The following is a 26,794-nucleotide window of genomic DNA, read 5'->3' on the forward strand; positions in this document are numbered from 1 at the left end:
GGCTGGCCATGGAGAAGATCTCCTCTTCGCAGACGTTCTTCATGAAGCGGGTGTTTTCGGCGATCTGGTTCAGCTTCCTCGGCATCTTCGTCGCCACCGCGATCAAGGCAGGCGACTGGCGGGCATCGGCCGTGTTCATCATCCAGCCGCTCGTCATGGCCGTCATCGGCTACTTCATGTTCCGCCACCTCCTGTGGGGCCTTGCGGACGAGGTCCGTGACGCCGGGACGCACCTGGTGGTTCGCAAGGGTGACGTCGAGGAGCGGATCGCGCTGGCGTCCGTGATCAACGTGGATTCCTCGCGCTACGCCAACCCCAGGCGGATCACCCTGCGTTTGCGCCAGCCGGGAAAGCTCGGCGACGAGGTGGTGTTCATTCCGCGCGGCTCGTTCCAGTTCAATCCCTTTGCGCGCAATCCGGTCGCCGAGGCACTGATCGTGCGCATCGACGCGCTTCGCCAGAAGGGCTGAGACCCGATGACCACGCTCTACGGCCTCAACAACTGCGATACCTGCAAGAAGGCCCGCAAGTGGCTCGACCGCTTCGGCGTCGCCCACACCTTCATTGACTACCGCGACAACCGGCAGGCGCCGGAGACGCTGGTGGAGTGGAGGGACAAACTCGGCGGCTGGGACGCGATGATCAACAAGTCGTCCACGACCTGGCGCACGCTGCCCGACAACCGCAGGACGCCGGGCTCGGATGCCGAGTGGAAGCTTCTGCTGAAGGAGTACCCGCAGCTGATCCGCCGGCCGGTCGTGGTGACCGACGACGGCACGGTGACGCAGGGATTCAGCGACAACGGATTCAAGAAGCGGTTCGGGGTAGGCGCATGAGCACACGCTGGATGGGGCTGCTGGTGGCGAGCCTGGCCTGCTTCGTCCTGGTCGGGCTCGGGACGGCCTGGCTGCTGGTCACCTATGGGCAGGCGCTGTTCCCACCCCATCTGACCGCGGCCCCCGAACTGCTGACGGGCGCGAGCGTCGGTGGCCTCTGCGGCCTGTCCCTCATCGCGTTGGAGTCCGCGCGCATGCGGCGTGCGCGGGGAGCGGCGGCATGAGCGTATTGGCGTTGACCTGCGACCTGATCGCCCGGCCTTCGATCACCACCGACGATGCGGGTTGCCAGCAACTGATCGCGCAACGCCTCGCGGCGGCGGGGTTCGCCTGCGAGCACCTGCGCTTCGGCGACGTCGACAACCTGTGGGCGACGCACGGCAACCATGGCCCGACGCTGGTGCTGCTGGGTCACACCGACGTGGTGCCGCCCGGTCCGCGCGAGGCCTGGTCCAGTGATCCGTTCGTGCCGGACATCCGCGACGGCGTGCTCTACGGCCGCGGCGCGGCGGACATGAAGGGCAGCGTGGCGGCTTTCGTCGTCGCGCTGGAACGCTTCGTCGAAGCGCATCCCGGCCACCGTGGCCGCGTCGCGCTGTTGCTGACGTCGGACGAAGAGGGCGACGCCGTCGACGGCGTGCGCCGCGTCGCCGATTTGTTCCGCGAGCGCGATGAGCGCATCGACTGGTGCGTGACGGGCGAACCTTCATCCAAGGCGGTGCTGGGCGACCTGCTGCGCGTCGGCCGCCGCGGCACGCTGTCGGCTACCCTGGCGGTGCGGGGCATCCAGGGTCACGTCGCCTATCCGGAAAAGGCCCGCAACCCGATCCACCAGGCGATGCCCGCGTTGGCGGAACTGGCGGCGCGGCAGTGGGATGAGGGGTTCGAGACCTTTCCGCCGACCAGCCTGCAGGTCAGCAACATCCATGCCGGCACCGGCGCGAACAACGTGATCCCGGGCGAGCTGCAGGTGTTGTTCAACCTGCGCTACAACCCGCACTGGCGCGCGGAGCAGCTCGAGCGCGAGTGCGAGAAGATCCTGCAGGCGCATGGCCTGGAGTATTCGGTGCACTGGCATCGCGGCGGGGAACCGTTCCATACGCCTGAAGGCCCGCTGCGCGCGGCGGCGCGCGAAGTGCTGACGCAGTTTGCCGGCGCGGCGCCGGAGGAAAGCACCGGCGGCGGCACGTCGGATGCACGCTTCATCGCGCCGCTGGGCGCGCAGTGCATCGAGATCGGTCCGGTGAATGCCAGCATCCACAAGGTGGATGAGCACGTGCGGGTGGCGGATCTGGAAGCGCTGCCGGACCTGTATCTGCAGTTGCTGGAGCGGTTGCTGGGATAAGAGCCCGCGGCCTGTGTTGCGCGTGTCGCGACGGGCCGCGCCATCCTGCCCCTCCCCCTTGATCAGGGGAGGGAACGCAGCATCAGCTCAGGGCCGCAGCCGCAACACATGCTCCGGCGGACCCGGCAGGAACGGCGTCGGCCTTCCGTGCACCCAGTCGTCATGGCCCGCGCCCCAGTACGGCGACATCGGGTGCCCGCTCTGGCCGCCCGGCATGTGGATGAAGCCATCGGCTTCGCGCCCCGGAGAAACGACCATGCGTTCGGATGCGCCGAAATCCGGGTGCTGCACGCGCGGCATCGAAGCGTCACCGGCCAGCGGTTCGAAGGGCATGCACAAGGCAGGCTTGAGGAAGCCGGGCAGGGCACGCGACAGCGGGTGGCAGATGCGCGCGGTGTTCTGCTCGCCCCAGCTGCGCTGCGCCAGCGGGCCGATGGCTTCCAGGTCGCCGCGCACCTGTGCCGCCGCATCCTCGAACAACGCGTTCCAGCTCGCAAAGCGCGGCGGCAGCAGGTGCGCGGGACGCTGGGTGACCATCGGCCAGATGAAGCCTTCCTGCTGCGGCAGCCCCGGCATCTCGAAATCCTTGTCCAGCGCGGCGCGCGCCGGCCCGGTCAGGCCATCGACCACGCGCGTGTGCACCGCCAGCCGCCATGCGCGCGTCAGCCGATAGCTCACCGAATCCGGGCTGGCGCGTTCGGGCCGCGTTGCAGCGGCCGCGGCGAGCGCGCTGAGCGCGTCGGATCTGGCGACGCGCGCGCGATCGTGGAGCAACTGCCACCACGGCTGGAGGAACAGCGCGCGGTCGTCCAGCTGCACGGCCAGCAGGTCGCGTTCGTCGAGGAATTTCTTCGCGAACAGGTCGTCGCGGATCTGCTTCGCGCGCGCGCCCAGGACGGCGCCCCCATCGCCGGCCAGGTCGAGGATCTCGTCGCCGACCACCCGGTTGTTGCCCGTCCACAGGCGCCCGCGCGTGGGCTGGAGCAGGGGCGCGCGCGATGTGCTGATCGGCCAGGGTCCGCAGGCGGTGCCGGTCGGAGCGGTCTCGACGGGAAGCTGCCCGTCGCATCCGGCTGCGCGTTGCGGGATCGGTCCGAGCCAGCGCCAGCCGATTGCGCCGTGGCGGTCGGCCAGCAGCATGTTCTGGGTTGGAATGGCCACGCGACGGGTGATCTCCACCGCGCTGGCCAGCGTGGATGCGTGGGCCATTTCGCCCAGGCCGACGTTGAGCGCCCCGGGCAGATGCGCGACCCAGCGCAGCGACAACGCGCGGCCCTGCGCATCGCGGCCGATCACCGGGCCCCAGGCGGTTTCGTCGACGTCCATCGGCACAGGCGCGGCGCCGGCCACGACGATCGTTTCGCGGTGGCGCGTGGCCGGCACGCAGCCTGCCGTGGCGCGCTCGCCGCAGACGTCCTGCAAGGCCCAGTCCATCGTGTCGATGTAACTGTTCGTATACGCCCAGGCGACGTGGCCGTTGCTGCCGACCACCACGAACGGCAGGCCGGGCAGGGTGAAGCCGCCCATGTCGACGCGGCCGCCCGGCGCCTGGTCGTCGGCATAGCGCAACTGCGCGCGGAACCACAGGTTGGGGGCGCGCAGGCCCAGGTGCATGTCGTCGGCGACGATCGCCCGGCCATCGCGCGTGGCCTCGCCGGAGACGGCGAAGTTGTTGCTGCCGACGATGCGCGGGGCGGGCAGCGCGTCACCGGGATCCTTCGGGCTGGGAAGGCGGCGCAGGTCGACTTCTTCGGCGGTGGGCAGGCGCGCATCGCCGCGCACAGGGCCGGTCAACGGCGCATCCCACTGGCTGCCGTCGTGGGTCAGCAGCGCATAGAGCGGGGGCGGCAGGTGCGGGCGCATCTTCCACAACGCCAGTTCACGTGCGTTCTCGCCGTCCTGCAGGTCGAAGTACATCGCGAAGGCCACCAGCGCAGAGTCCTCGAGCTGCCAGGGCTCGGGTTGCGTTCGCAGCAGCAGGTAGGGCCAGGGGCGCGTGCGCAGTCCGGCCAGACCCGCGTTGACGCCGTCGACATAGGCCTGCATCGACGCACGGTGCTGGCCCAGGATCGTGTCCATGCCATCGTGGACCCGCGCGCGGAAACGGTGCACGCGGTGCCGGCGATCGGTGTCCACCGCCAGCGGACCGAACAGTTCGGCCAGCTCGCCCGCCGCCGTGCGGCGCAGCAGGTCCATCTCGAAATAGCGCTCCTGCGCATGGACGTAACCCAGCGCGCGCATCGCGTCGGCCTCGTTGGCGGCCTGCACGGTGACCACGCCGCGGTGGTCGCGTTCAAGGGCGACCGGGGCGGACAGGCCGGACAGGGCGAGCTCGCCCTCGAGCGTCGGCAGGCTGCCGCGCATCAGCCACCAGCCCACGAGCATCGCGGCCAGCACCAGCAGCACCAGGCCCAGCAGGCCGCGTCTGATCCACTTGCTCATGATGTCCTCCCCCGGGCCTGCGAGCTTAGCCGATGCCGTCCGCGCGGCCGATGCCGGGAGGCCCTGATGCATTCCAGTCGTTTGACAAACCCGCCGGGCCTGAAGGAGGATCGGGTCATGCCCCACACCCCGGCCATCGCCCTGCTGATCTCCACCGCCCTGCGCGGTCGGGCGTCCGTGGCCGCCGTCAGCAATAACAACCGCAATAACGCCAGCCTCCCGCGGGCCGGCGATTAGCGCGCGCAACACACGCCCTATTCGCTCACGAAGCCCGCGCCGAAAGCGCGGGCTTCGTCGTTTCTGGCTGTCGAAAGTCCACCCGGCCCCTTTCCAGTCCGCCATCCACCAGGAGTTCCACCATGTGTTCCATCTTCGGCATGTTCGGCCTGCAGGCCGGCGACGATCTCCACAGCCTGCGCCGCCGCGCGCTCGAACTATCCCAGCGTCAGCGCCATCGCGGCCCCGACTGGAGCGGTGTCCACGTCGACGCCGGCGCGATCCTCGTGCACGAGCGGCTGGCCATCGTCGATCCGGCCGGCGGTTCGCAGCCGCTGCGGTCGGCCGACGGGCAACTGGTGCTGGCCGTCAACGGCGAGATCTACAACCACCGCGAACTGGAAAAGCAGCTGGCCGCGCCCTATGCGTTCCAGACCGGCTCGGACTGCGAGGTGATCAACGCGCTGTACGCGCAGCGGCCGGGCATCGGCGACTGGCTCACCGAGCTCAATGGCATCTTCGCCTTCGCACTGTGGGACGCCGCCGCCGGCCGGGTGGTGATCGCGCGCGACCCGCTTGGCGTGTGTCCGCTCTACTGGGGCCACGACGCTGACGGCCGCCTGTGCGTGGCGTCGGAAATGAAGGCCCTCGCCGATGTGTGCGCCGACGTCGCGCAGTTCCCGCCGGGGCACTACTACGACAGCGCTTCCACCGCCGGCAAGGACGCCGGGCTGGTGCGCTATTACGACCGGCCCTGGCGCGATCACGCGTCCACGCAGGGCGTGGAGGTGGGGCTGGACGAACTGCGCCAGGCCTTCGAGCGCGCGGTGCACCGCCAGTTGATGAGCGACGTCCCCTATGGCGTGCTGCTGTCGGGCGGTCTGGATTCATCGCTGGTCGCCGCCGTCGCCGCGCGTTACGCGCGCCGGCGCGTGGAGGAGGACGACCAGGCCGAAGCCTGGTGGCCGCGCCTGCATTCCTTCGCCATCGGACTGGACGGCTCGCCCGATCTCGCCGCGGCCGAGGTGGCCGCCCCAGGCACTGGGCACGGTGCACCACGGTTTCACCTACACCTTCGACGAGGGGCTGGATGCATTGCCCGAGGTCATCCGCCACATCGAGACCTTCGACGTCACCACCATCCGTGCCTCGACGCCGATGTTCCTGCTGGCGCGGCGGATCAAGGCGATGGGAGTGAAGATGGTGCTGTCGGGCGAAGGCAGCGACGAGGTGTTCGGCGGTTACCTCTATTTCCACAAGGCGCCCAACGCGCGTGAGTTCCACGAGGAGACGATCCGCAAGCTCGATGCGCTGCACAGCTACGACTGCCTGCGGGCGAACAAGTCGATGATGGCCTGGGGCGTGGAGCCGCGCGTGCCATTCCTCGACGTGGAGTTCCTCGAAGTGGCGATGCGCATGGATGCGAAGTACAAGATGGCCGGCCGGCAGCAGGACGGCACCCACCGGATGGAGAAGGCCATCCTGCGCGAGGCCTTCGCCGGCTACCTCCCCGACTCGATCCTGTGGCGGCAGAAGGAACAGTTCAGCGACGGCGTCGGCTACGGCTGGATCGACGGGCTCAAGGCGCACGCGCAGCAGCAGGTCAGCGACCGGGTCTTCGCCGCGGCGGCCAACCGGTTCCCGCTGAACCCGCCGCAGACCAGGGAGGCCTACCTGTATCGCCACATCTTCGAGCAGTTCTTTCCCGGGGCGGCCTGCGCGCAGACGGTGCCGGGGGGCAAGTCGATCGCCTGTTCCTCCCCCGCCGCCATCGCCTGGGACGCGGCATTCGCCACGGCGGCCGACCCCTCGGGGCGGGCGGTGGCAGGGGTACACCAGGCGGCACTGGCGTAGACTGCGGCTCAGCAGCCCCACCGCCTGCGGTCGCAGGCCACTGCCCAGGAAAAGCAGTCATCCCGGCTGCAAAGGCGTTGGAATCAATGCCATGGCCAGTCTGTTCCAAGGGTCGAAGGCGCGCGGGACCACCGCGCGCACGTTGAAGGGGATCTCGATTCCCGAGCCGCCCACCCGGCCGGGGGAGATCGACGAGGTCGTCCTGCGCATGGCCGAAACCGTGTTCGGTTGTCGCGACGCACGGCTGGTGTGGATTTCCGGTACCACGCGGGAAGGTCGTCTGCGCGGGCACCAGTGGCCGACCACGCCGCTGTCGCAGGAGGAGTCCGAGCTCATCGACGAGGCCCTGGCACGCAACGGGAGCGTGGCCAGCGGAAATGTGCAGGACGGTTGGCTGCGCATTGCCCACCCGCTCCAGTACGCCCAGGCCGTATTCCTGGCCCGATGGCCGCAGGCGACCGCCCTCGCCGGTGGTGATCCGCCTGGCCTGCTCGATTTCCTGACCCTGCTGGCCGCGCGCATGCGCGCGGAGATCGAGCTGGTGGCCGCCAACCACGCCACCGGTCGGATGGGAAAGGCAGCCCAGCTGCAGAAGGCGCTGTATTCGCTCGCCAGCCTCGCCAGCAGCGAGCTGGACATGCAGGAAATGCTCCCCCGCACCCATGCGGTGGTCGCCGGGCTGATGTACGCGGCGAACTTCAAGATCGCGCTGTACGCGCCCGAGCGGGACACGCTGCAGTTCGTGTACGTGGCGGACGAAAAGGGCGGGCACGGCGTGGCGGTCGGCAAGGAGATTCCGGCCGGGCAACTGCGCGAGAGCCTGACCATGGCGGTGATCCGCAGTGGTTCTCCGGCGATGGGGCCCTCGCAGAAGCTGCGCGAGCAGTTCGGGCTGGCGCCCCCGGGCGGGTTCGGGCCGGAAAGCGCCGATTGGCTGGGCGTTCCGATGGTGGCCGAAGGCATCGTGCGGGGCGCCGTCATCGTGCAGAGCTACGACCAGCGTGGTCGTTTCAGCGAGGAGGACCGCTCCCTGCTGGGCTATGTCGCCCAGCACATCCTGACGGCCCTGCAGCGCAAGCAGGCCCACGTCGAGCTGGAGAACCGCGTCGAGGACCGTACCCGCGCGTTGACGGCCGAAGTGATGGAGCGCCAGCGCGGCGAGAAGCTGCAGGCCGCGCTTTACAGCATCGCCGACCTGGCCAGCAGCGACCTGGACATGAGCGAGATGCTGCGGCGCATCCACCTCGTCGTCGCCGAACTCATGTACGCGCGCAACCTGATCATCGCCATGTACGACGCCGACCGGGAAGCCCTGCGGGTGATCTACCACGCGGACGAGAAGGACCCGGGGCTGGTCGAGATCGGAGTGGAAATTCCGGAAGCGCAGATGCGCGACACGATAACCCTGGGCGTTATCCGCACCGGGCGGGCGGTGATGGGGTCGCCGGCGCAGGTGAACCGCGAGCTTGGCATTCCGGAGGGTGTGTCGTTCGGCGCCCCGGCGGAGGACGTGCTGGGCGTGCCGATGGTATTTGAAGGCACCGTGCGCGGAGCGCTGGTGGTCCAGAGCTACGACGTCGCCGAGCGCTTCGGTGAGGAAGACCGCGCATTGCTGACCTACGTGGCCCAGCACATCCTCACCGCGCTCGACCGCAAGCAGGCGCGCGGCGAGCTGGAGGACCGGGTGGCCGAGCGCACGCGCGAGCTGGCCAAGGCCGTGGGCAAGCTGCGCGAGCAGATCGTCGAGCGCGAGCGGGCGGAGCAGCAGCTGATGCATGAAACCATGCACGACTCGCTCACCGGCCTGCCCAACCGCAGCTACCTGTACGACGCGCTGGAGCGGTCCCTGGCGCGGATGGAACGCGATCCCAAGCATCGCTTCGCCGTGCTGTTCCTCGACCTGGACCGGTTCAAGGTGGTCAACGACAGTGTCGGCCACCTGGCGGGCGATGAAATGCTCAAGGAGGCCGGCGCACGCCTTCAGGCCTGCGTGCGCCCGTTCGATGTCGTGGCGCGGCTGGGCGGTGACGAGTTCGCGCTGCTGCTGGAAGACGTCAACCTGCCGGAGGAAGCCTGCCACGCCGCGGAGCGGGCCATCGAACTGCTCAGCGAGCCGATGCACATCGACGGCAAGGAGTTGTTCACCTCGGCCAGCATCGGCATCGCGCTGGGACATCCCCGCTACAAGCGCGCCGAGGAACTGCTGCGCGATGCGGACGTGGCGATGTATCGCGCCAAGGCACATGGGCGGCAGCGGTTCGAGATCTTCGACGAGCGTCTCCACCAGGAGGCCATCGCGCTGCTGGAGCTGGAAAGCGACCTGCGCCGGGCCATCCAGCGCTACGAGTTCGAGCCCCATTTCCAGCCGATCGTGCGCCTGGCCGACCGCAAGGTGCTGGGCTACGAAGCGCTGCTGCGCTGGCGCCATCCGCGGCGCGGACTGGTGGCTCCGGATGAATTCCTGGCGCTGGCCGAGGAAAACGGCAGTGTCGAGCAGATCGACTGGCAGATGTTCGAGCAGACCTGTCGCGAGATCAGCCTGCTCGGCGAGGACAGTGGTTACGTGACCTTGAACGTGTCACCCCGCCACTTCCGCTCGCCCACGCTGGCGCGACAGATGCTGGAGCTGTTCGACAGCTTCCATCTTTCCCACGACCGGATCCGGGTGGAAGTCACCGAGGGCGCGCTGCTGGACAATCCCGACCAGGTGCGCGAAACGCTCCAGGCCCTTCGCACCGCCGGCGTCGTGGCCGCGCTGGACGATTTCGGCACGGGATATTCCTCCCTGAGCTATCTGCACCGTTTCCCGCTGCATACCATCAAGATCGATCGCTCCTTCGTCAGCGCGCTGCAGCGCGGCGATGGCCACGGCAGCACGCCGGTGGTGAAAGCCGTGCTGGCAATGGCGCAGACGCTCGGCATGGATGTGATCGCGGAAGGCGTGGAGACCGACGATCAACGCGAATGCCTGCTGGAAATGGGGTGCGAACTGGGGCAGGGATTCCTGTTCTCCAAGGCGCGGGCGGCGTCGGAGTGGGCGGCCCGGCTCCCGCACTGAGTCTGGGCGGGCGGCTTCCGGCGAGCCCGGCCCCTGCGGGTTGCGGTTCGTCAGGGTCACCGCGACCCCGGCGCGGATCCCGGTTTCCTCCCCCTCAAGGAGAGGAACGGGTCAGCGCCCGGCGACTCACTTGCGGTTGAGCCGATAGACGACGGTTTCCAGCCTGGTCACGCCTTCGGCAACGAAGCCGGGTTGCTGTTCCAGGATGTCGCGGCGCTCGAGCACGTCGATGTCCCAGTCGCGTCCGAACAGTTCCGACACTTCCGCTTCGGGCACGCTGAAGGGCGGACCCTGCTTCTCGTGCGCCGGGTACTCCAGTGTGATCAGCAGCGCGCGGCAGCGCTGGGGCAGCCTGGCGTAGAGCTCGTGCACGTAGCGCCGCCGCAGGTCCGGCGGCAACGCGATGAGGGCCGCGCGGTCGAATGCCGCGGCGCAGTCGACGAGGTCGTCGGCGCCCAGGGCGAAGGCGTCGCCGTGGATGAGTTCGATGTTGCCCGCGGTGTAATGGGTGCCGTGCGGCGTGTCCCGGAACTCCGGGACCACGCCATGCTCGCTGAGGAACTGCTTGATCGCCACGGGCGAGATCTCCACGCCCAGCACGCGGTAACCCTGCGAGGCGAACCACACCATGTCCAGGCTCTTGCCTGCCAGCGGCACGAAGACCGTGGCGCCCACCGGCATCCCGACGGCGGGCCAGTGCTTGAGCAGCAAGGGCGTCGGCTTGTCCTGGTGGAAGCCGATCTGGTTGTCCTGCCAGCGCTGGAGCCAGAAGTCAGGGTGCATCGCGATCCTCGCGTCGGAGTCTTGGGTGGCGGCGCATGCGGTGGCGCTGCGTCAGTCGACCGCCAGGCCTTCCACCTTCTGCCATCCGCGCGGAAGCAGGCCGCCCCGCGTCGCGCGCGCGCCGACGTAGGCATCCAGGTCCTTGAAGGACAGCGACATCGTGCGCGCACCCGAACGGACCACCAGCGTGCCGCCCGGCGGCACCACGGCGATCGCCACGACGCGCTCGGTTCCCAGCTTGGCCTTGGGAATGTCGATGATCTTGTTGCCCTTGCCCTTGTCCAGTTCGGGCAGCTCGGACACCGGGAAGGCCAGCAGGTGGCCGACGTTGGTCACGGCCACCACGCGGTCCTTCTCGCCGCTGGCCACGGGCACCGGCTGCAACACCTTGGCATTCGGCGTGAGCGACAGCATCGCCTTGCCGGCCTTGTTGCGGCCGGTGAGGTTTTCGAAGCGGGTCACGAAGCCGTAGCCGTGGCTGGAGGCCAGCACGAAGCGGGTGTCGTTGTCGCCGGTGGCCAATGCCTGGAACGAGGCGCCGGGCGTGGGCGAGAAGCGACCCGTCAGCGGTTCGCCATTGCCGCGCGCCGACGGCAGCGTGTGCGCCACCGTCGAGTACGCGCGCCCGGTGGAATCCAGGAAGGCGACCTGTTGCGTGCTGCGGCCACGGGCAGCCTGCAGCAGGCCGTCGCCGTCGCGGTAACTCAGTGTGGCGGCGTCGATGTCGTGCCCCTTGGCCGCGCGCACCCAGCCCTTCTCGCTGAGCACGACCGTCATCGGTTCGCTGGGCACCAGTTCGGTTTCCGACAGCGCCTGGGCGGCGCCACGCGCGACCAGCGGGGAGCGCCGGGCATCACCGAACTTCTTGGCGTCCGCCAGCAGTTCGTCCTTCACCAGCTTCTTCAGCTTGGGCTTGCTGTCCAGGATGGCCAGGATGCGGTCGCGCTCGGACTTGAGCTCATCCTCCTCGCCGCGGATCTTCATCTCTTCCAGGCGGGCCAGCTGCCTCAGGCGCGTTTCCAGGATGTACTCGGCCTGCTCGTCGCTCAGGCCGAACCGCGCGATCAGCACAGGCTTGGGTTCGTCCTCGGTACGGACGATGCGGATCACCTCGTCCAGGTTGAGGAACGCGATCAGCAGGCCTTCCAGCAGGTGCAGGCGCCGCTCGACCTTTTCCAGCCGGTGCTTGAGCCGCTTGGTGACCGTGTCGCTGCGGAAGCGCAGCCATTCGGTCAGGAAGGCCTTCAGGCCCTTCACCTGCGGACGGCCTTCCAGCGTGATGACGTTGAAGTTGACCCGGTAGCTCTTTTCCAGGTCGGTCGTCGCGAACAGGTGGCCCATCAACTGGTCGGCGTCGACGCGGTTGGACCGCGGCACCATGACGATGCGCGTGGGATTGGCGTGGTCGGACTCGTCGCGCAGATCCTCCAGCCAAGGCAGCTTCTTGGCGCGCATCTGGGTGGCGATCTGCTCGATCACCTTGCCTGGCGAGACCTGGTAGGGCAGGGCGGTGATCACCAGGTTGTTGCCGTCGCGCTCGAACACAGCGCGGGCGCGCACGCTGCCCATGCCCGATTCGTACATCGCGCGCAGGTCCGCGCGCGGGGTGATGATTTCGGCCGCGGTCGGGTAGTCCGGGCCGAGGATGTGCTCGCACAGGTCGGCGGTGGTCGCGTCCGGATCATCCAGCAGTCGCACGCACGCACTGACCACTTCGTTGAGGTTGTGCGGCGGGATGTCGGTCGCCATGCCCACGGCGATGCCGGTGGTGCCGTTGAGCAGCAGGTGGGGCAGGCGCGCCGGCATCCACGACGGCTCTTCCATCGTGCCGTCGAAGTTGGGCGTCCAGTCGACCGTACCCTGGCCCAGTTCGCCCAGCAGCACTTCGGCGATGGGCGTGAGCTTGGCCTCGGTGTAGCGCATGGCCGCGAACGACTTGGGGTCGTCGCTCGAGCCGAAGTTGCCCTCGCCTTCGATCAGCGGATAGCGGTAGGAAAAGGGCTGGGCCATGAGCACCATCGCCTCGTAGCAGGCGCTGTCCCCATGCGGGTGGTACTTGCCGATCACGTCGCCGACGGTGCGGGCGGATTTCTTGGGCTTGGCCGCGGCATTGAGGCCCAGCTCGCTCATCGCGTAGATGATGCGACGCTGCACCGGCTTGAGGCCGTCGCCGAGGAAGGGAAGGGCGCGGTCGAGGACGACGTACATCGAGTAGTCGAGGTAGGCGCGCTCGGCGTACTCGCGCAGGGGAATCTGTTCGAAGCCGTGGAAGGGCGGACGTACGTCGCTCATTTGCTGCTGCGGAGCCTGGAAGGTTCTGGAAGGGGGATTCTACCGGCGGGGGTGGCGCCGTGCCGACCGTCGGAGTGCGCACCGCGCAACGAAAAACCCCGCGCGGGCGGGGTTTCGTGACGCCTTGCGGGCCTCTGGAGGGGCCAGCTGTGCTTCAGCGGGGTCGGTCAGCGCGGTCGGTCAGCGCGGTTTGGCGCTGTCGCCGTGGATGCTGAGCAGCGATTCCATCAGGTGCTCGTCGGAGCTCGAGCACACACCCAGCAGGACCACTTCCTCGCAACCCTCCGCCGCGATGTAGGCGTGCCCCATATTGGAGTCGATGTACACCGATTCGCCGGTGCCCAGCACGATCGGGTCGTAGAACTCGGTGTGCACTTCGGCGCGGCCTTCCAGGACATGGATGTATTCCTCGCCCGGATGGCGGACGAGCTCGCCAAACTCCTCGATGCTCTTGGCCCGGACCCGTGTCACCACCGGGATCATCCGCTTCCGCCGCAGTTCCGGGCACAGGTAGAAGTAGTCGTAGTTCGGCGTCGTCACCCGGACGGCGTCCTCGATCCTGCCGATGCTCCGCCGCGCGGTCACGGCCGGCTCGGGGGAGCTGCCTTCCTCGGCGAACAGCTCCGACATGCGCAGGTTCAGGCGCTCGCTGATCTGCAGAAGTTTGTCGTAGGTCAGGCTGAGGCGGTCGTGCTCGACCTTGGACAGCGTCGACAGGGGGATCCCGCAACGCTTGCTCATCTCCTTGAGGGTCCAGTCGTTGCGGGCGCGCAGCGCGCGCAGAAGGCTGCCGATGGTGGGGTGCTGCTGGGTCATGCCGGTTCGTCGCTCCTGCTGGGCCGGGCGCCAGGCCCGTATTCAGGGGGTGATTCCCCCGTCCCGGGGTGGCACCAAGGTACATCCACGTCGCAATTTTAGGCCATCGTGACCAAAGTGGGTTGACAATTCTCTGATCAGGATCGTTATTCTCTCTCAAGGTCAGTGGCGCCCGGCGCCGGATTGGCCACCGCCATCGTCTAGGGGAGAGGGTCCGATGCAACTGTTCAAACGAGCTCAGGTGTTCATTGCGCTGCTGGCGCTGGGCCTCGTGACGGCCACCGCCGGCGCGCAGGCGCCTGCCACCGAGGTGCCGCCGACCCTGCAGCCGCCCGCCACGTCCGCCGCTCCGCCGCCGGCCGACGCCATGCCCGGCCCGACCGACCGCCTGACCGCCAGCGACCTGGAAGCCTGGCTGGACGGGTTCATGCCCTACGCGCTGGAGCAGACCGACGTCGCCGGCTCGGTCGTGGTGGTGGTGAAGGACGGCCAGGTGCTGCTGCAGAAGGGGTACGGGTTCTCCGACCTGGCCAAGCGCACGCCGGTCGATCCGGAGCGCACGCTGTTCCGTCCCGGCTCGGTGTCCAAGCTGTTCACCTGGACCGCGGTGATGCAGCTGGTCGAGCAGGGCAAATTGAACCTCGACGAGGACGTCAACAAGTACATCGACTTCAAGATCCCGGCCTTCGATGGCAAGCCGGTCACCCTGCGCAACATCATGACCCACACCTCGGGCATGGAAGAGGTGATCCGCGGGCTCATCGCCAACGACGAGAAGGAGATCCTCCCGCTCGCCACGACCCTCAAGCACTGGGTGCCCGAGCGCGAGTACGCGCCAGGCTCCACGCCGGCCTACTCCAACTACGCCACCGCGCTGGCCGGCTACATCGTCGAACGCACGTCCGGCAAGTCGTTCGACGACTACATCGAGCAGAACATCTTCCTGCCGCTGGGCATGCAGCATTCCACCTTCCGCCAGCCGATCCAGCCGAACCTGAAGGCCATGACCTCGAAGGGCTATGAGACGGCCTCCGACGGCAAGGAAAAGCCCTACGAGTACATCAACCTCGCGCCTGCCGGCAGCCTGGCCTCGCCGGGGTCGGAAATGGGCAGGTTCATGATCGCGCACCTGAACAATGGCGCGTTCGGCGACCGGCGCATCCTGCGCGATGAAACCGCACGCGAGATGCACGGCACCGGGCAGGCCTCGGTGGGCCCGCTCAACAAGATGATGCTGGGCTTCTACGAAACCACCGCCAACGGCCACCGTGCGATCGCGCACGGCGGCGATACCCAGTGGTTCCACAGCGACCTGCAGCTGTTCCTCGACGACGGCATCGGCATCTACGTGTCGACCAACAGCTCCGGCAAGGAAGGCTCCGCGCGGCTGATCCGCGACGGCCTGGTCACCGGTTTCGTGAACCGGTACCTGCCCGGCCCCGCGCGCACCGACGGGGGTGTCGATGCCGCCACCGCCAAGGCGCACGCGCAGATGATCGCCGGCTCGTACATCAGCAGCCGCCGCGCGGCTTCGAACTTCATGAGCCTCGTGTACATGATGGGCCAGACCAAGGTCGTCGCAAATGACGACGGCACCATCAGCGTGCCGATGCTCGGCACCTACAGCGGCGCCGCGAAGAAGTGGCGCGAAGTGAGTCCCTTCCTGTGGCAGGACACCAGCAGCGGTGACCGCCTGGCGGCCGACATCGTCGACGGCCACGTGACGCGCTTCAGCGCCGAGCCGCTCGCCGCGATCATGGTGTTCCAGCGTGCATCGTGGTGGCAGTCGCCGGCGGTGTTCATGTCGCTGCTGTTCGGCAGTCTCGCCGTGCTGCTGCTCACCGTGCTCGCCTGGCCGGTGTCCGCGCTGGTACGCCGCCATTACGGCGTGCGCTACCCGCTCTCGGGCCAGGATGCGCGCGCGCACCGCTGGATCCGGCTGGCCTCGCTCGGCGTGCTCCTGTCGGTCGGTGGCATGGTCGCGATGATCTTCACGATGATGTCGGACCTCGCGATGATGTCGCCGAGCAAGGACGGCCTGGTCATCGCCGTGCGTGCGATCACGACGATCCTGCTGCCGATCGGTGCCGCCATCGCCTTGTGGAACGCGTGGAGCGTTCTTCGCAGCGGGCGTTCGTGGTGGGCCAGGCTGTGGGCCATCGTGCTCGCCGTCGCCTGCCTGGCGCTGCTGTGGATCGGCATTGCCTGCCATCTCGTCGGCTTCAGCGCGAACTACTGACCGACCGCGCCAACCCGACCCCTCGAATGAACTCGACAGCGGCCCTGCATGGGCCGCTGCTCGACCGCACCCGGAAGAAAGCCTGTGAGCCAAGTTGACCGCATCGAACTGGAGCTGGCGAACGAGTTGTTGCAGCTCTCCGCCCCGTTCCGGATATCCGGGCACGTGTTCCGCGACTCGCCGGTGACCGTGGCAACGTTGCGGCAAGGCGGCTGCACCGGACGCGGCGAAGCCGCCGGCGTCTATTACCTGGCCGACCGGCCCGCCGACATGCTGCCGGCTTTGGAAGCGGTCCGCGGCACGATCGAGGCGGGCATCAGCCGCGATGAGTTGCGCGAACTGCTGCCGCGCGGCGGCGCCCGCAATGCGGTCGACTGCGCCTTGTGGGAACTCGAAGCCGCGCGTGCCGGCGTTCCGGCATGGCAACTGGCCGGAATGGAGCGCCCGAGGCGCCTGCTGACGACCTTCACCGTCGGCGCCGACGAGCCGGCGGTGATGGCCCGGCGCGCGCAGGCCTACACCCATGCCCGCGCGATCAAGGTCAAGCTCACCGGCGAACTCGAGCTGGACCAGGACCGGGTACGCGCCATCCGCGCAGCGCGGCCGGAGGTGTGGCTGGGCGTGGACGCCAACCAGGGTTACGAGGCCCAGGCACTGTCACGGCTGTTGCCGACGCTCGTCGACGCGGGTGTCAGCCTGCTGGAACAGCCGTGCGCGCGCGGTCGCGAGTCCGAGCTGGACGGGGTCGAGCACATCATTCCCATCGCCGCCGACGAAAGCATCCTCGACCTGGCGGAGCTGGAATCGCGCGGCCGCTGGTTCGACGTGGTCAACATCAAGCTGGACAAGTGCGGCGGCCTGACAGAAGGCCTGCTGATGGCGCGGCACGCACGCGAGCTGGGTCTGCAGGTCATGGTCGGCAACATGGTGGGGACGAGCCTGGCCATGGCGCCTGCGTTCCTGCTGGGACAGTACTGCGACGTCGTCGACCTGGACGGCCCGCTGTTCCTGACCCGCGACCGCGACCACGGCCTGGTCTACGCCGACGGCCACGTCGACTGCCCGGAGAACGTGTGGGGTGCCCCGGGCGCGGTGTCATGAGCGTGCTGGCCCCGCCACGCGCCATCGCCCGGTCGCACTGGTTCAACCAGCCGCCGGGGCTGGCGGTTCTGTTCCTCACCCAGATGTGGGAGATCTTCTCCTACTACGGCATGCGCACGCTTCTCGTCTATTACATGACCAAGCAGCTGCTGTTCGGCCAGCAGCATGCCTCGCTGGTCTACGGCGTGTACGTGGCGACGTTCTACTTCACCCCGATCGTCGGGGGCGTCATTTCCGATCGCTGGCTGGGCCGCAAGCGCGCCGTCATCATCGGTGCGGCCATCATGTCCGTCGGGCACTTCCTGATGGCCTCGGAATCGTTGCTCTATTTCGCCCTCGCGGCGATCGCGCTGGGCAACGGCCTGTTCCTGCCGAGCCTGCCGAGCCAGATCGACGACCTGTACGCGAAGGACGATCCGCGGCGCGGCTCGGCGTACAACTTCTACTACGTCGGCATCAACGTCGGCGGGCTGCTCGCCCCGCTGGTGTGCGGCACGCTGGGGGAGCTGTACGGCTGGCATTGGGGCTTTGGCGCGGCTGGCATCGGCATGCTGCTGGGCCTTGTCATCTACGTCCTCGGCGCGCGCTGGCTGCCGCCAGAGCGACCCAGGGCGCGCGAGCTGGCGCCCGCCACGCGCATGCCGCGTGACGCGATGCGCAAGCGGATCCTCGCCCTGCTGGGCATCGGGCTGTGCGTCATGGTGTTCCGGGGTGCGTACGAGCAGTCCGGCAACACGATCGCGCTGTGGGCCGACGTCGGCCTGGATCGCGCGGCCGGGGCCTTCACCATTCCGATGACATGGTTCCAGGCGCTCAATCCGCTGCTGGTGATCTTCCTCACGCCGTTGCTGGTCATGCGGTGGACCCGGCAGGCCGGGCGGGGCCAGGAACCGTCGCCGGCGAAGAAGATGGCGACGGGGGCGTTCGTGGTCGCGTGCGCATTCGCGATGCTCGCCTGCGTCGATGCGGGCGCCGGCGGGCACGCGCACTGGAGCTGGCTGGCGGGGTTCTTCCTCCTGTTCACCATCGGCGAGCTTTTCATCCTGCCGATCGGGCTGGGCCTGTTCGCACGGCTGGCCCCGGCGGGTTACGCCGCGACCACGATGGCCGCCTGGTACTTCGCGTCGTTCGGCGGAAATCTCCTGGCAGGTGCGCTCGGCACCCTGTGGAGCGTGATGGGACACGCGGCCTTCTTCGGCGCGATGGCGGCGGTCGCCGCGCTGGCCGGCGCGCTGCTGGGGCTGCTGGACGCCCCGGTGCTGCGGGCCGAGGCGGACAACCGGGTGCCGGCATGACCGCCGTCCCGAATTGATTCTTTTCGATTGACAATTCTCTGATTGGGATGATTAATCCCTGATCAGGACATCAAGGGGCGCGATATGGCAACTCAGTGGGCGGATCGGAGGCAGTGGCTCGGGGCAGCCGGCACCGCGTTGGCCGCCGCCTGGTCGCCGTCGCTCGCGGTCCCTGCCGGGGGCACCGCCGACCGCGAGCGGTGCCACGACCAGCCGTCCGACCGGCTGAAGTCGCGTCGCGGGCGCCACGACCGGCGAGGCAGCGATGGTTTCGGCCATCCACAGAAGATCCACGAACCGACCGGGGCGCTGATGGGCCGCGGTCATTGCGATACCGACACCGGGCGCGTGCTGGCGGCGAATTTCCGCCCGCTGCCCGGGGAAATCCTGGGCTGACAGAACCGGACGCAAGGCCGGCCATTTTTTCTTTGGGGGGAGACAGGGGCATGCACAAGCAGCACACACCGCAAACGTCGTCGGCCATGCGACGCCGTTCGTTGACCACCGCGATCGCATTCTCCCTGGCATTGGGAATGGCCGGTCCGGTCCTGGCGCAGGAGTCCTCCGCGGACGCGCCGGCCGACGGCGCCGCATCCGGCCGCACCCAGGCAACCGACCTGGACGCGGTGACGGTGACGGCGAACAAGCGCGAAGAGAACATCCGCGAAGTCGCCACCGCCATCACCAAGATCGGCGAGCAGCAGCTGGAAAACTTCAACGCCACCCAGATGACCGACTACGCCAGCTACGTGCCCGGCCTGCAGGTGCAGTCCTCCGGCACGCCGGGGCAGTCGCAGGTGTCGATGCGCGGCATCGCGCCGTTGTCGGCGGGTTCGACGGTCGGCACGTACATCGATGAGACGCCGGTGGGCTCAAGCAGCCTCTACCAGGCCGCGACGCTCTTCGCGCTCGATCTGCTGCCCTACGACGTGGAGGCGATCGAAGTGCTGCGCGGCCCGCAGGGCACGCTGTACGGCGCCGGGGCGATGGGCGGCCTGATCAAGTACACGATGCGCCGCCCCGACCTTGCGGACACCGAGTTCCGCGTCGGCGCCGGCGTGTCGAGCACGGAGGGCGCCGACGACCTGGGCTTCAACTACCGCCTGGGCATGAACGTGCCGCTGTCGGAAACCTTCGCCCTGCGGGCAAGCTACTCACGCAACGACCTGGCGGGCTACGTCGACAACCTGGATCCCGACCCCATCGACGTCGGCCGCGAGGACATCAACGAAGGCTCGCAGTCCAGCGCGCGGGTCGCGCTGCTGTGGCAGGGTGAATCGACCAGGGTGCAGCTGTCGGCGATGCGCCAGGACGTCGACAGCGACAACAACGCCATCATCGCCCTGGATCCGGTGTCCCACGACCCGATCGACGGCCTGAGCAACTTTGTCCACCTCAACGAGCCCTTCGAGAAGACCCTCGACTACTACGCGCTGACCGTGGACTGGGACGCCGGCTTCGCCGATTTCGTCTCGGCGACGAGCTATTCCGACACCCATACGTTCCTGCGTAGCGACCAGACCCTGACCTACGCCACCCTGTCGCCCGCACTGGGCGGCCCGGTGGCAAGCGCGTCCCTCGAGAACACGCTCGACCTGCAGCAGTTCACCCAGGAGTTCCGCCTGCAGTCGAAGGCCGGCCAGCCGTTCGAATGGCTGCTGGGCACCTTCTACTCGAAGGAGGACGGCAAGAACCACCAGTTCGTCCCGATGACCGCGATGGACGGCGGACCGCTGCAGCTGCCGCCGCCGTTTGACTTCTTCGACGGCGTGCTGGGCAACATCTACATGCCCAGCACCTACGAGGAAACCGCGCTGTTCGCCAACGGGGCCTACAAGTTCAACGAGCGGTTCAAGCTGGGCGCCGGCGTGCGCTTCTCGCGCAACGACCAGGAATTCACCCAGAACGTCACCCAGGGCTTCTTCCTGGTGAGCCCGGGCGTGACCAGCAACAGCTCCAGCGAGGACGTGTTCACCTGGAGCATCACCCCGCAGTTCCAGCTCACGCCCGATACGCTGGTCTACGGCAAGGTCGCCACCGGCTACCAGCCGGGCGGGCCGAACTCGGTCACGCCGGGCCTGCCGCCCGCCGTTGATTCGTCGACGCTCACCAGCTACGAGCTCGGCCTGAAGACCGCCTTCGCCGACAACCGCGTGCTGCTCGACCTGGTCGCCTACCAGATCGACTGGGAGGACATCCAGGTTGCCTCGCTGGTCAACGGCGTCAGCGGCCTGGTGAACGGCGGCCAGGCCACCAGCCGCGGTATCGAGCTGGCCACGACCTTCCGTCCGGTTGACGGGCTTACCCTCGGCTTCAATGCGGCCTACAACGACGCGAGCCTCGACGAGAACTTCCCGACGATCGTCGTGACCGCTCCGGGCGTCAGGCAGGAGCTCAACACGGGACTGAAGGGCGATCGCATGCCCTACGTGCCCGACCTGACCTGGTCGCTCACCGCCGACTACTACCTGCCGCTCAGCGGCAGCTGGGGCGCCTCCTTCGGCGGAGGCGTGCGCTGGGTGGACGACCGCACCAACGCCACGACCCAGCGCGAGGCGCTTTTCCTCGACGGCCCGCCGGCCATGTCGTTCGAAGTGATCACGCCGCCGCTGGAGATCGACAGCTACTACGCGCTGGACCTGTACGCCGCGCTCTCCAACGACAACTGGACGCTGCGCGCCTACATGAAGAACGTCACCGACGAACGTGCGTACTCGACGATGAACGACGTCGCCGACCAGGTCGGGGCCGCCGGTACGCACCACACCGCCGCCACGCCAATCCAGCCGCGCATGTTCGGGCTCGAGGTCGATTACCGCTTCTGACCCACGCGCATCAACGCCGTACCCGCGCCATCGGGCACCGCGGCCGGATTCATTCCGCCCGCGGTCCCCGGCAGCGCCCTTCTTATCCGGTGATTTTCTTGAACTACGACGTCTCGCTTCCGCAGCCCTACCTGCTGTTCCTCGGCGACACGACCGAGCCGGGCTACGCGAAGACCGCGTTCGGGCTGCGCGACTGGGCTGGTGAACGCTGCGTCGGCGAATTCGCCTGCGCAGGCGCCACCGTCACCACCGGCCTGCGCGCGATGACACCGGCGCAGGCCCATGCCGCGGGCGCGCGGGCGCTGGTGATCGGCGTGGCCAATGCCGGTGGCTTCATCCCGGCAACCTGGCTTGCGGCGCTGGTGGAAGCGATGGAGGCCGGTCTGGATATCATCAGCGGCATGCACGCCCGGCTGCGCGACTTCGATGTCCTGCGCGACACCGCCGACCGCCTCGGCCGCCGGCTGATCGACGTGCGGCAACCGCCGGCCGGCATTCCGGTCGCGTCCGGCCGCCGTCGCGGCGGTCGGCGCCTGCTCACGCTGGGCACCGATTGCGCGCTGGGCAAGAAATACACCGCGCTCGCGCTGACCCGGGCTTTCACTGCGCGTGGCGTCGATGCGACCTTCCGCGCGACCGGGCAGACCGGGATCCTGATCGCCGGCGGCGGCATTCCCATGGACGCGGTGGTCGCCGACTTCGCCGCGGGCGCCGCCGAGCTGCTCTCGCCCGAAACCGCCGCCGACCACTGGGACGTCATCGAAGGGCAGGGCTCGCTGTTCCATCCGGCCTACGCCGGCGTGTCGCTGGCGCTGCTGCACGGCAGCCAGCCCGATGTGATCGTGGTCTGCCACGAACCCGGCCGCGAACGCGTACTGGGCCACCCCGGTTACGCCGTGCCCGACATCGGCGAGACCATCGAGCTGGCCTTGCGGTTGGGGGCCCGCACGAACGCCGGCATACGCTGCGCAGGCGTCAGCCTGAACACGTCGAAGCTGGATGTGGCCGCGGCACGACACGTGATCGCGCAGACCCGGGAGCGCCTGGGACTGCCGGTCGCCGACCCCCTGCGCGGCGGCGAGGCGTTTGAACTGCTCGTCGACGCCTGCCTGCGGACGGACACCTGAGTCCATGGGCAACGTGAGCGCCACCTCGAGCCGGTTCCAGCGCCTGATCCTTCCCGGCCTGGCCTTCAAGGCCGCGGTGATCGGCGGCGGCTACGCGACCGGCCGCGAACTGGCGGAGTACTTCATCCCCAGCGGTCCGCAAGGCGGCGTCCTGGCGATCCTGGTGGCGATGGTGTGCTGGAGCGTGGTGTGCGCGCTGACCTTCGCGCTCGCGCACGCGACGCGGCGCTTCGACTACCACGGCCTCTTCGGCGACCTGCTCGGGCCGTTCGCCTTCGTGTTCGAACTGGCGTACCTGGTGTTCATGGTGCTGATCCTCGCCGTGTTCGGCGCGGCCGCGGGGGCGATCGGGGAAGCGATGTTCGGCTGGCCCAAGCTCGTCGGCACGCTGGCGCTGATGGTGGGGATCGGCGTGTTCACCGCCTTCGGGAACCAGTCTGTCGAAAGGCTGTTCAAGTGGGTGTCGTTCTTCCTGTACGGCATCTACGTGCTGTTCGTCGTCTTCGTGCTGTCCTCGTTCGGCGACCGCGCCCTGGCGATCTTCCAGACCCCGGTACCCACCGATGGCTGGCTCTCCGGCGGGCTCACCTACGCCGGCTACAACATCGTCGGCGCGGTGATCGTGCTGCCATTGGCGCGCCACTTCACCTCGCGGCGCGACGCGGTCGTCGCCGGCGTGCTGGCCGGGCCGCTGGCGATGGTGCCCGGCCTGCTGTTCTTCATCTGCATGGTCGCCTGGTATCCGCAGATCGGCGCGCAAGCGCTGCCATCGGACTACATGCTGGGCAAACTGGACATGCCGGTGTTCCACCTGCTGTTCCAGGCAATGATCTTCAGCGCGCTGCTGGAAAGCGGCGCCGCCGCGGTGCACGCCACCAACGAACGCATCGCCGTGGCGTGGCGCGAGCGCCGCAAGGCGGAGCTGCCCCATGCCTGGCGCTTCTTCATTGCCGCGGCGGTGCTGGTCGGCTCGATCTTCATCGCCGACCGCTTCGGCCTGGTCGCGCTGATCGCGAAGGGCTACCGCGGCCTGGCCTACCTGTTCCTGGCGGTCTACGTGCTGCCGCTGTTGACCGTCGGCGTGTGGCGGTTGTGGCGGCGTGCGCCGCGTGCGGCCGTCGTCCCTTTCCATGAGGCGTGATCCCTTGAAGACAAGCATGATCGCGGGCGTGTGCAAGCCCTTGCGTTGGGCGGCCCTTGCCGCGATGGCCATGGTGGCGGGCACCGCGACGGCGGCCCCGCCGGCGGACCTCGACATGCGGGTCGAAACCGCGATGCGCAGCCACGGCGTCCCCGGCATGGCGATCGCCATCGTGGAGGACGGCAAGGTCTCGCTCACCCGGGGCTATGGCGTGCGGCGGCTCGGCTCGCCCGAGCGCGTGGACGCCGACACCATCTTTCCCACCGGTTCCACCGGCAAGGCCATCACCAGCGCCGCGCTCGCGGTGCTGGTCGACGACGGCAAACTGGGATGGGATGACAAGGTCATCGACCACATGCCGTGGTTCCGGATGTACGACCCGTGGGTGACCAACGAGATCACCGTGCGCGACCTGCTCGTGCACCGCAGCGGCCTGGGCCTTGGCGCCGGCGACCTCATGTTCGTGCCGACATCCTCCCGCAGCCGCGCCGACACCGTGCGCGCCCTGCGCCACATCAAGCCGGCGACGGGTTTCCGCAGCGGCTATGCCTACGACAACCTGCTGTACGCCGTGGCGGGCCAGCTGATCGAGGAGGTCAGCGGACAGACCTGGGAAGTCTTCGTGCGCGAACGCGTGCTCAAGCCCGCCGGCATGGGCAGTTCGGTCACCGAACAGTCCGCGCGCTTCGCCAACCCCAACCGCGCCTGGCCGCACGCGCGCACCGGCGGCCGCGTACGCGGCATGGGCGAACAGGCGGTGCTGGACGAGCGCAGGACCCTGGGCGACAACGGCGCGCCGGCAGGCGGTCTGTCGTCCAGTGCGAACGACATGGCGCACTGGCTGCAGGTGCAGCTGGGGCAGGGCACCTGGACCAATGCGGCCGGCGAGCCGATCCGCGTGTTCAGCCAGGCGCAGTCCAGGCAGATGTGGACGCCGGCCGTGCTCACGCCCACGCCGACCTGGCCGGGCAAGCTCGCCGCGGCTGCGCCGAAGTTCTCGGCCTATGCGCTGGGCTGGAACGTGCGCGACTACCGCGGCGAGAAGATGATCGACCACGGCGGCGCCATCTTCGGCGTCCTCGCCTACGTCGTGATGGTTCCCGAGCGCAACTTCGGCATCGCGATGCTGATGAACGCCGAGGACATGCCCGCGATGCGCGGCGTCGCGCTCGAGCTGGTCGACCACTACCTGGGCGCGCCGAAGACCGACTGGGTGGCGGCGTTCGACGAATTCATGGAGCTGCGCTTCAACGGCGGTATCGAAGCGCTGGACGCGGCCGCGAAGTCGCGCGTGGGCTCGACCGGCAAGGCCTCGCTGGCCACGGCCCGATATGCCGGCCGCTACCGCGATTCGTGGTACGGCGAGATCGACATCAAGCAGGACAAGGGCGGGCTGCGGATCGACTTCACCCGCACGCCCGGGATGGTCGGGCGCCTGGAGCACGCGCAGCACGACACCTTCCGCACGGTCTGGGACGACCCGACGATCGAGCCGGCCTACCTCACCTTCGGGCTCAGCGCCGAGGGCAAGGTCGATCGCATCACCCTCAAGTCCGTCTCGCCGATCGCCGATTTCAGCTACGACTACCAGGATCTGCTGTTCACGCCGGAGGACAAGGGCTCGTAACGGCCGCACTTCCACGGACTGCAGCCGGGCTGCGTCGGCAGTTCCAGTCCCACCCGTCCGGGCAGCCCGATGGCCGCGCGTTGCGCGCGTGGCCAGCGCCGGGCGGAGGGATCACGGCACCTGCCCCAACGGCCAATGGTGCGCCTGTGGCCGGCTAGTAGAGTAGGGCTGTCCAGAAGAGCCCGATGCACGGCGACCGATGAGCCGGCCCTGGTGCGCAACCGTCCCCATGCCCCGGCCGCGGCGCCGGCAGGCAGCGTTTGGCAGTGCGGTGCTGGTGGGATCGATGCTTGCCCTGGCCGTTCCGGTGGCCCACGCGCAGGACATCGAGCCGCGCGCCTATTCCAATGCGCCCGTCGGCGTGAATTTCGTCATCGCAGGCGCCGTCTTCACCCGGGGCGGTTTGTCGTTCGACACCTCGGTGCCGATCACCGGCGCGCAACTGGAATCCTCGACGCTCGTCCTCGCCTATGCGCGCACGCTCGACCTGTGGGGCAAGTCCGGCAAACTCGACGTGATCGTGCCCTATACCCGGCTGGTGGGAACCGCCGACTACCTGGGGCAGCCCGTGGAACGCGATGTCACCGGCTTCGGCCGCCCCGCGTTGCGGATGTCGATCAATCTCCTGGGCGCGCCGGCGCTGGGGCTGCGTGAGTTCGGTCAATGGAAGCAGGACGTGATCGTCGGCGCTAGCCTGCAGGTATCCCCGCCCTGGGGCCAGTACGACTCGAGCAGGATCGTCAACATCGGCAGCAACCGCTGGTCGTTCAAGCCTGAAGTCGGGATTTCCAAGGCCGCCGGGCCGTGGACGCTGGAGCTGCAGGCGGCCGCCACGTTCTTCACCGACAACGACGAGTTCTACGGCGGCAACACGCGCTCCCAGGATCCGGTGTACTCCCTGCAGGGGCATGTGATCTACGGATTTGCCTCGGGCAAGTGGGTGTCGGTCGACGCCACGTACTTCACCGGCGGACGCACCCGCATCAACGGCGTGCGCGGCGACGACCTGCAGCAGAACTGGCGCGTGGGCGCGATCCTCGCGATCCCGGTCGACCGCCACAATTCGATCAAGCTGTCGGCGAGCAGTGGCGTGTCGGCGCGCACCGGCAACAACTTCGACGCCATCGGCGTGGCATGGCAGCATCGCTGGGGAGGTGGGCTGTGATGGATTCCACTTCCGGCCACGGCACGCGGCCGGCATACACCGCGGACCAGGCGCTGGCCCGGCTGAAGCGCGGCAACGTGCGCTTCGTCGCCGGACACGCGCGATTTCCCACGGTGCAGAAGGAAATCCTGGCCAATCTCGCCAAGGGCCAGCATCCCTTCGCCACCATCCTGGGCTGCAGCGACAGCCGCGTGCCGCCCGAGCTGGTGTTCGATGCTTCGTTCGGCGAGCTGTTCGTGATCCGCGTGGCCGGCAACGTGCTGGGGCCTTCCATCGCCGGCACGCTGCAATATGCCGGTGCCCACCTGCGTACGCCGCTGCTGGTCGTGTTGGGCCACGAGGGCTGCGGCGCGGTGGAGGCGGCGCTGGCCGATGTCTTCCACGGGGCGGAGTTCGGCAGCCGGGTCGAATGGCTGCTGGAGAACATCGCCCCGGCGCTGCAGGAGCTCGACCCGAACCTGCCTCACGTGCAGCTGCTGAGCGCGGGCGTCGAAGCCAATGTCCGCTGGACATTGCGGCAGATCGTGGAGTCGCCCGAATGGACGGCGCACGCGGGAAGGGATGACGGGTTCAAGGCGCTGGGCGCCGTGTACGACATCGCGACCGGACGGGTCCGGTTTCTCGAGGATTGA

The 26,794-nt window shown here is 68.4% G+C and carries 19 protein-coding genes and 1 pseudogene; 16 read left to right on the forward strand and 4 right to left on the reverse strand.

Features of this window, described 5'->3' with window-relative positions; all coding sequences use genetic code 11:
• The first annotated feature begins 8 nt into the window (after positions 1-8).
• The 4 genes from I8J32_RS10710 to dapE are packed head-to-tail and all read left to right on the forward strand — an operon-like array spanning position 9 to position 2,181.
• The gene (locus I8J32_RS10710) at positions 9-470 is read left to right on the forward strand and encodes a hypothetical protein (protein ID WP_200611929.1); all 462 of its coding nucleotides are present in this window, start codon (positions 9-11) and stop codon (positions 468-470) included.
• 6 nt (positions 471-476) lie between these two features.
• Positions 477-836: a Spx/MgsR family RNA polymerase-binding regulatory protein gene (locus I8J32_RS10715; RefSeq protein ID WP_200611932.1), complete on the forward strand. Its 360-nt coding sequence runs from the start codon at positions 477-479 to the stop codon at positions 834-836.
• Positions 833-1,060 (forward strand): hypothetical protein, encoded by a 228-nt coding sequence (locus tag I8J32_RS10720; RefSeq protein WP_200611935.1) that lies wholly within the window; start codon positions 833-835, stop codon positions 1,058-1,060. The genes I8J32_RS10715 and I8J32_RS10720 overlap by 4 nt, the downstream gene beginning before the upstream one ends.
• Positions 1,057-2,181 (forward strand): succinyl-diaminopimelate desuccinylase, encoded by a 1,125-nt coding sequence (gene dapE / locus I8J32_RS10725; protein WP_200611938.1) that lies wholly within the window; start codon positions 1,057-1,059, stop codon positions 2,179-2,181. The genes I8J32_RS10720 and dapE overlap by 4 nt, the downstream gene beginning before the upstream one ends.
• 87 nt (positions 2,182-2,268) lie before the next feature.
• Here the strand turns inward: dapE and I8J32_RS10730 are convergent, their stop codons facing one another.
• Positions 2,269-4,623, reverse strand: a complete 2,355-nt coding sequence (locus tag I8J32_RS10730; RefSeq protein ID WP_200611940.1) for a penicillin acylase family protein — start codon at positions 4,621-4,623, stop codon at positions 2,269-2,271.
• A gap of 359 nt (positions 4,624-4,982) precedes the next feature.
• Here I8J32_RS10730 and asnB point away from each other — a divergent pair.
• Both asnB and I8J32_RS10740 read left to right on the forward strand, forming a co-directional pair.
• A pseudogene (gene asnB, locus I8J32_RS10735) lies at positions 4,983-6,693 on the forward strand (asparagine synthase B).
• A 91-nt stretch (positions 6,694-6,784) separates the two neighbouring features.
• The gene (locus I8J32_RS10740; protein ID WP_200611946.1) at positions 6,785-9,751 is read left to right on the forward strand and encodes an EAL domain-containing protein; all 2,967 of its coding nucleotides are present in this window, start codon (positions 6,785-6,787) and stop codon (positions 9,749-9,751) included.
• Positions 9,752-9,877: 126 nt separating this feature from the next.
• On the opposite strand, the gene I8J32_RS10745 is transcribed toward I8J32_RS10740, so the two are convergent.
• The 3 genes from I8J32_RS10745 to I8J32_RS10755 all read right to left on the reverse strand — a co-directional run bounded on the left by I8J32_RS10745 (position 9,878) and on the right by I8J32_RS10755 (position 13,642).
• On the reverse strand, positions 9,878-10,534 hold the full coding sequence (locus I8J32_RS10745) for a thiopurine S-methyltransferase (RefSeq protein WP_200611949.1): 657 nt from the start codon (positions 10,532-10,534) through the stop codon (positions 9,878-9,880).
• Positions 10,535-10,585: 51 nt separating this feature from the next.
• Positions 10,586-12,826, reverse strand: coding sequence for a DNA topoisomerase IV subunit A (gene parC / locus I8J32_RS10750; RefSeq protein ID WP_207526558.1), 2,241 nt, complete (start codon positions 12,824-12,826; stop codon positions 10,586-10,588).
• 180 nt (positions 12,827-13,006) lie between these two features.
• Positions 13,007-13,642 (reverse strand): helix-turn-helix domain-containing protein, encoded by a 636-nt coding sequence (locus tag I8J32_RS10755; protein WP_200611953.1) that lies wholly within the window; start codon positions 13,640-13,642, stop codon positions 13,007-13,009.
• 217 nt (positions 13,643-13,859) lie between these two features.
• Here I8J32_RS10755 and I8J32_RS10760 point away from each other — a divergent pair, with 217 nt between their 5' ends.
• The 10 genes from I8J32_RS10760 to I8J32_RS10805 all read left to right on the forward strand — a co-directional run bounded on the left by I8J32_RS10760 (position 13,860) and on the right by I8J32_RS10805 (position 26,794).
• On the forward strand, positions 13,860-15,881 hold the full coding sequence (locus tag I8J32_RS10760; protein WP_200611955.1) for a serine hydrolase domain-containing protein: 2,022 nt from the start codon (positions 13,860-13,862) through the stop codon (positions 15,879-15,881).
• 84 nt (positions 15,882-15,965) lie between these two features.
• Positions 15,966-16,982 carry a dipeptide epimerase gene (locus I8J32_RS10765; RefSeq protein ID WP_245156304.1) on the forward strand — a complete coding sequence of 339 codons (1,017 nt, stop codon included), beginning with the start codon at positions 15,966-15,968 and terminating at the stop codon, positions 16,980-16,982.
• Positions 16,979-18,277, forward strand: a complete 1,299-nt coding sequence (locus I8J32_RS10770) for a peptide MFS transporter (RefSeq protein WP_200611959.1) — start codon at positions 16,979-16,981, stop codon at positions 18,275-18,277. Before I8J32_RS10765 ends, I8J32_RS10770 begins: the two co-directional genes overlap by 4 nt.
• A gap of 138 nt (positions 18,278-18,415) precedes the next feature.
• Positions 18,416-18,673 carry a hypothetical protein gene (locus I8J32_RS10775; protein ID WP_200611962.1) on the forward strand — a complete coding sequence of 86 codons (258 nt, stop codon included), beginning with the start codon at positions 18,416-18,418 and terminating at the stop codon, positions 18,671-18,673.
• Between the two features lie 50 nt (positions 18,674-18,723).
• Entirely contained in the window at positions 18,724-21,102 is a 2,379-nt protein-coding gene (locus tag I8J32_RS10780) for a TonB-dependent receptor (RefSeq protein ID WP_200611965.1), read from the forward strand.
• An 89-nt stretch (positions 21,103-21,191) separates the two neighbouring features.
• Positions 21,192-22,229, forward strand: coding sequence for a DUF1611 domain-containing protein (locus tag I8J32_RS10785; RefSeq protein WP_200611967.1), 1,038 nt, complete (start codon positions 21,192-21,194; stop codon positions 22,227-22,229).
• Between the two features lie 4 nt (positions 22,230-22,233).
• Positions 22,234-23,370 carry a YkvI family membrane protein gene (locus I8J32_RS10790; RefSeq protein WP_200611970.1) on the forward strand — a complete coding sequence of 379 codons (1,137 nt, stop codon included), beginning with the start codon at positions 22,234-22,236 and terminating at the stop codon, positions 23,368-23,370.
• A gap of 4 nt (positions 23,371-23,374) precedes the next feature.
• A complete protein-coding gene (locus I8J32_RS10795; protein WP_245156306.1) occupies positions 23,375-24,997 on the forward strand; it encodes a serine hydrolase in 1,623 nt (540 codons plus the stop codon).
• Between the two features lie 286 nt (positions 24,998-25,283).
• The gene (locus I8J32_RS10800) at positions 25,284-26,162 is read left to right on the forward strand and encodes a transporter (RefSeq protein ID WP_200611972.1); all 879 of its coding nucleotides are present in this window, start codon (positions 25,284-25,286) and stop codon (positions 26,160-26,162) included.
• Positions 26,162-26,794, forward strand: coding sequence for a carbonic anhydrase (locus I8J32_RS10805; RefSeq protein ID WP_200611975.1), 633 nt, complete (start codon positions 26,162-26,164; stop codon positions 26,792-26,794). The genes I8J32_RS10800 and I8J32_RS10805 overlap by 1 nt, the downstream gene beginning before the upstream one ends.

The organism is Lysobacter solisilvae, from assembly GCF_016613535.2.
GTDB lineage: Bacteria > Pseudomonadota > Gammaproteobacteria > Xanthomonadales > Xanthomonadaceae > Agrilutibacter > Agrilutibacter solisilvae.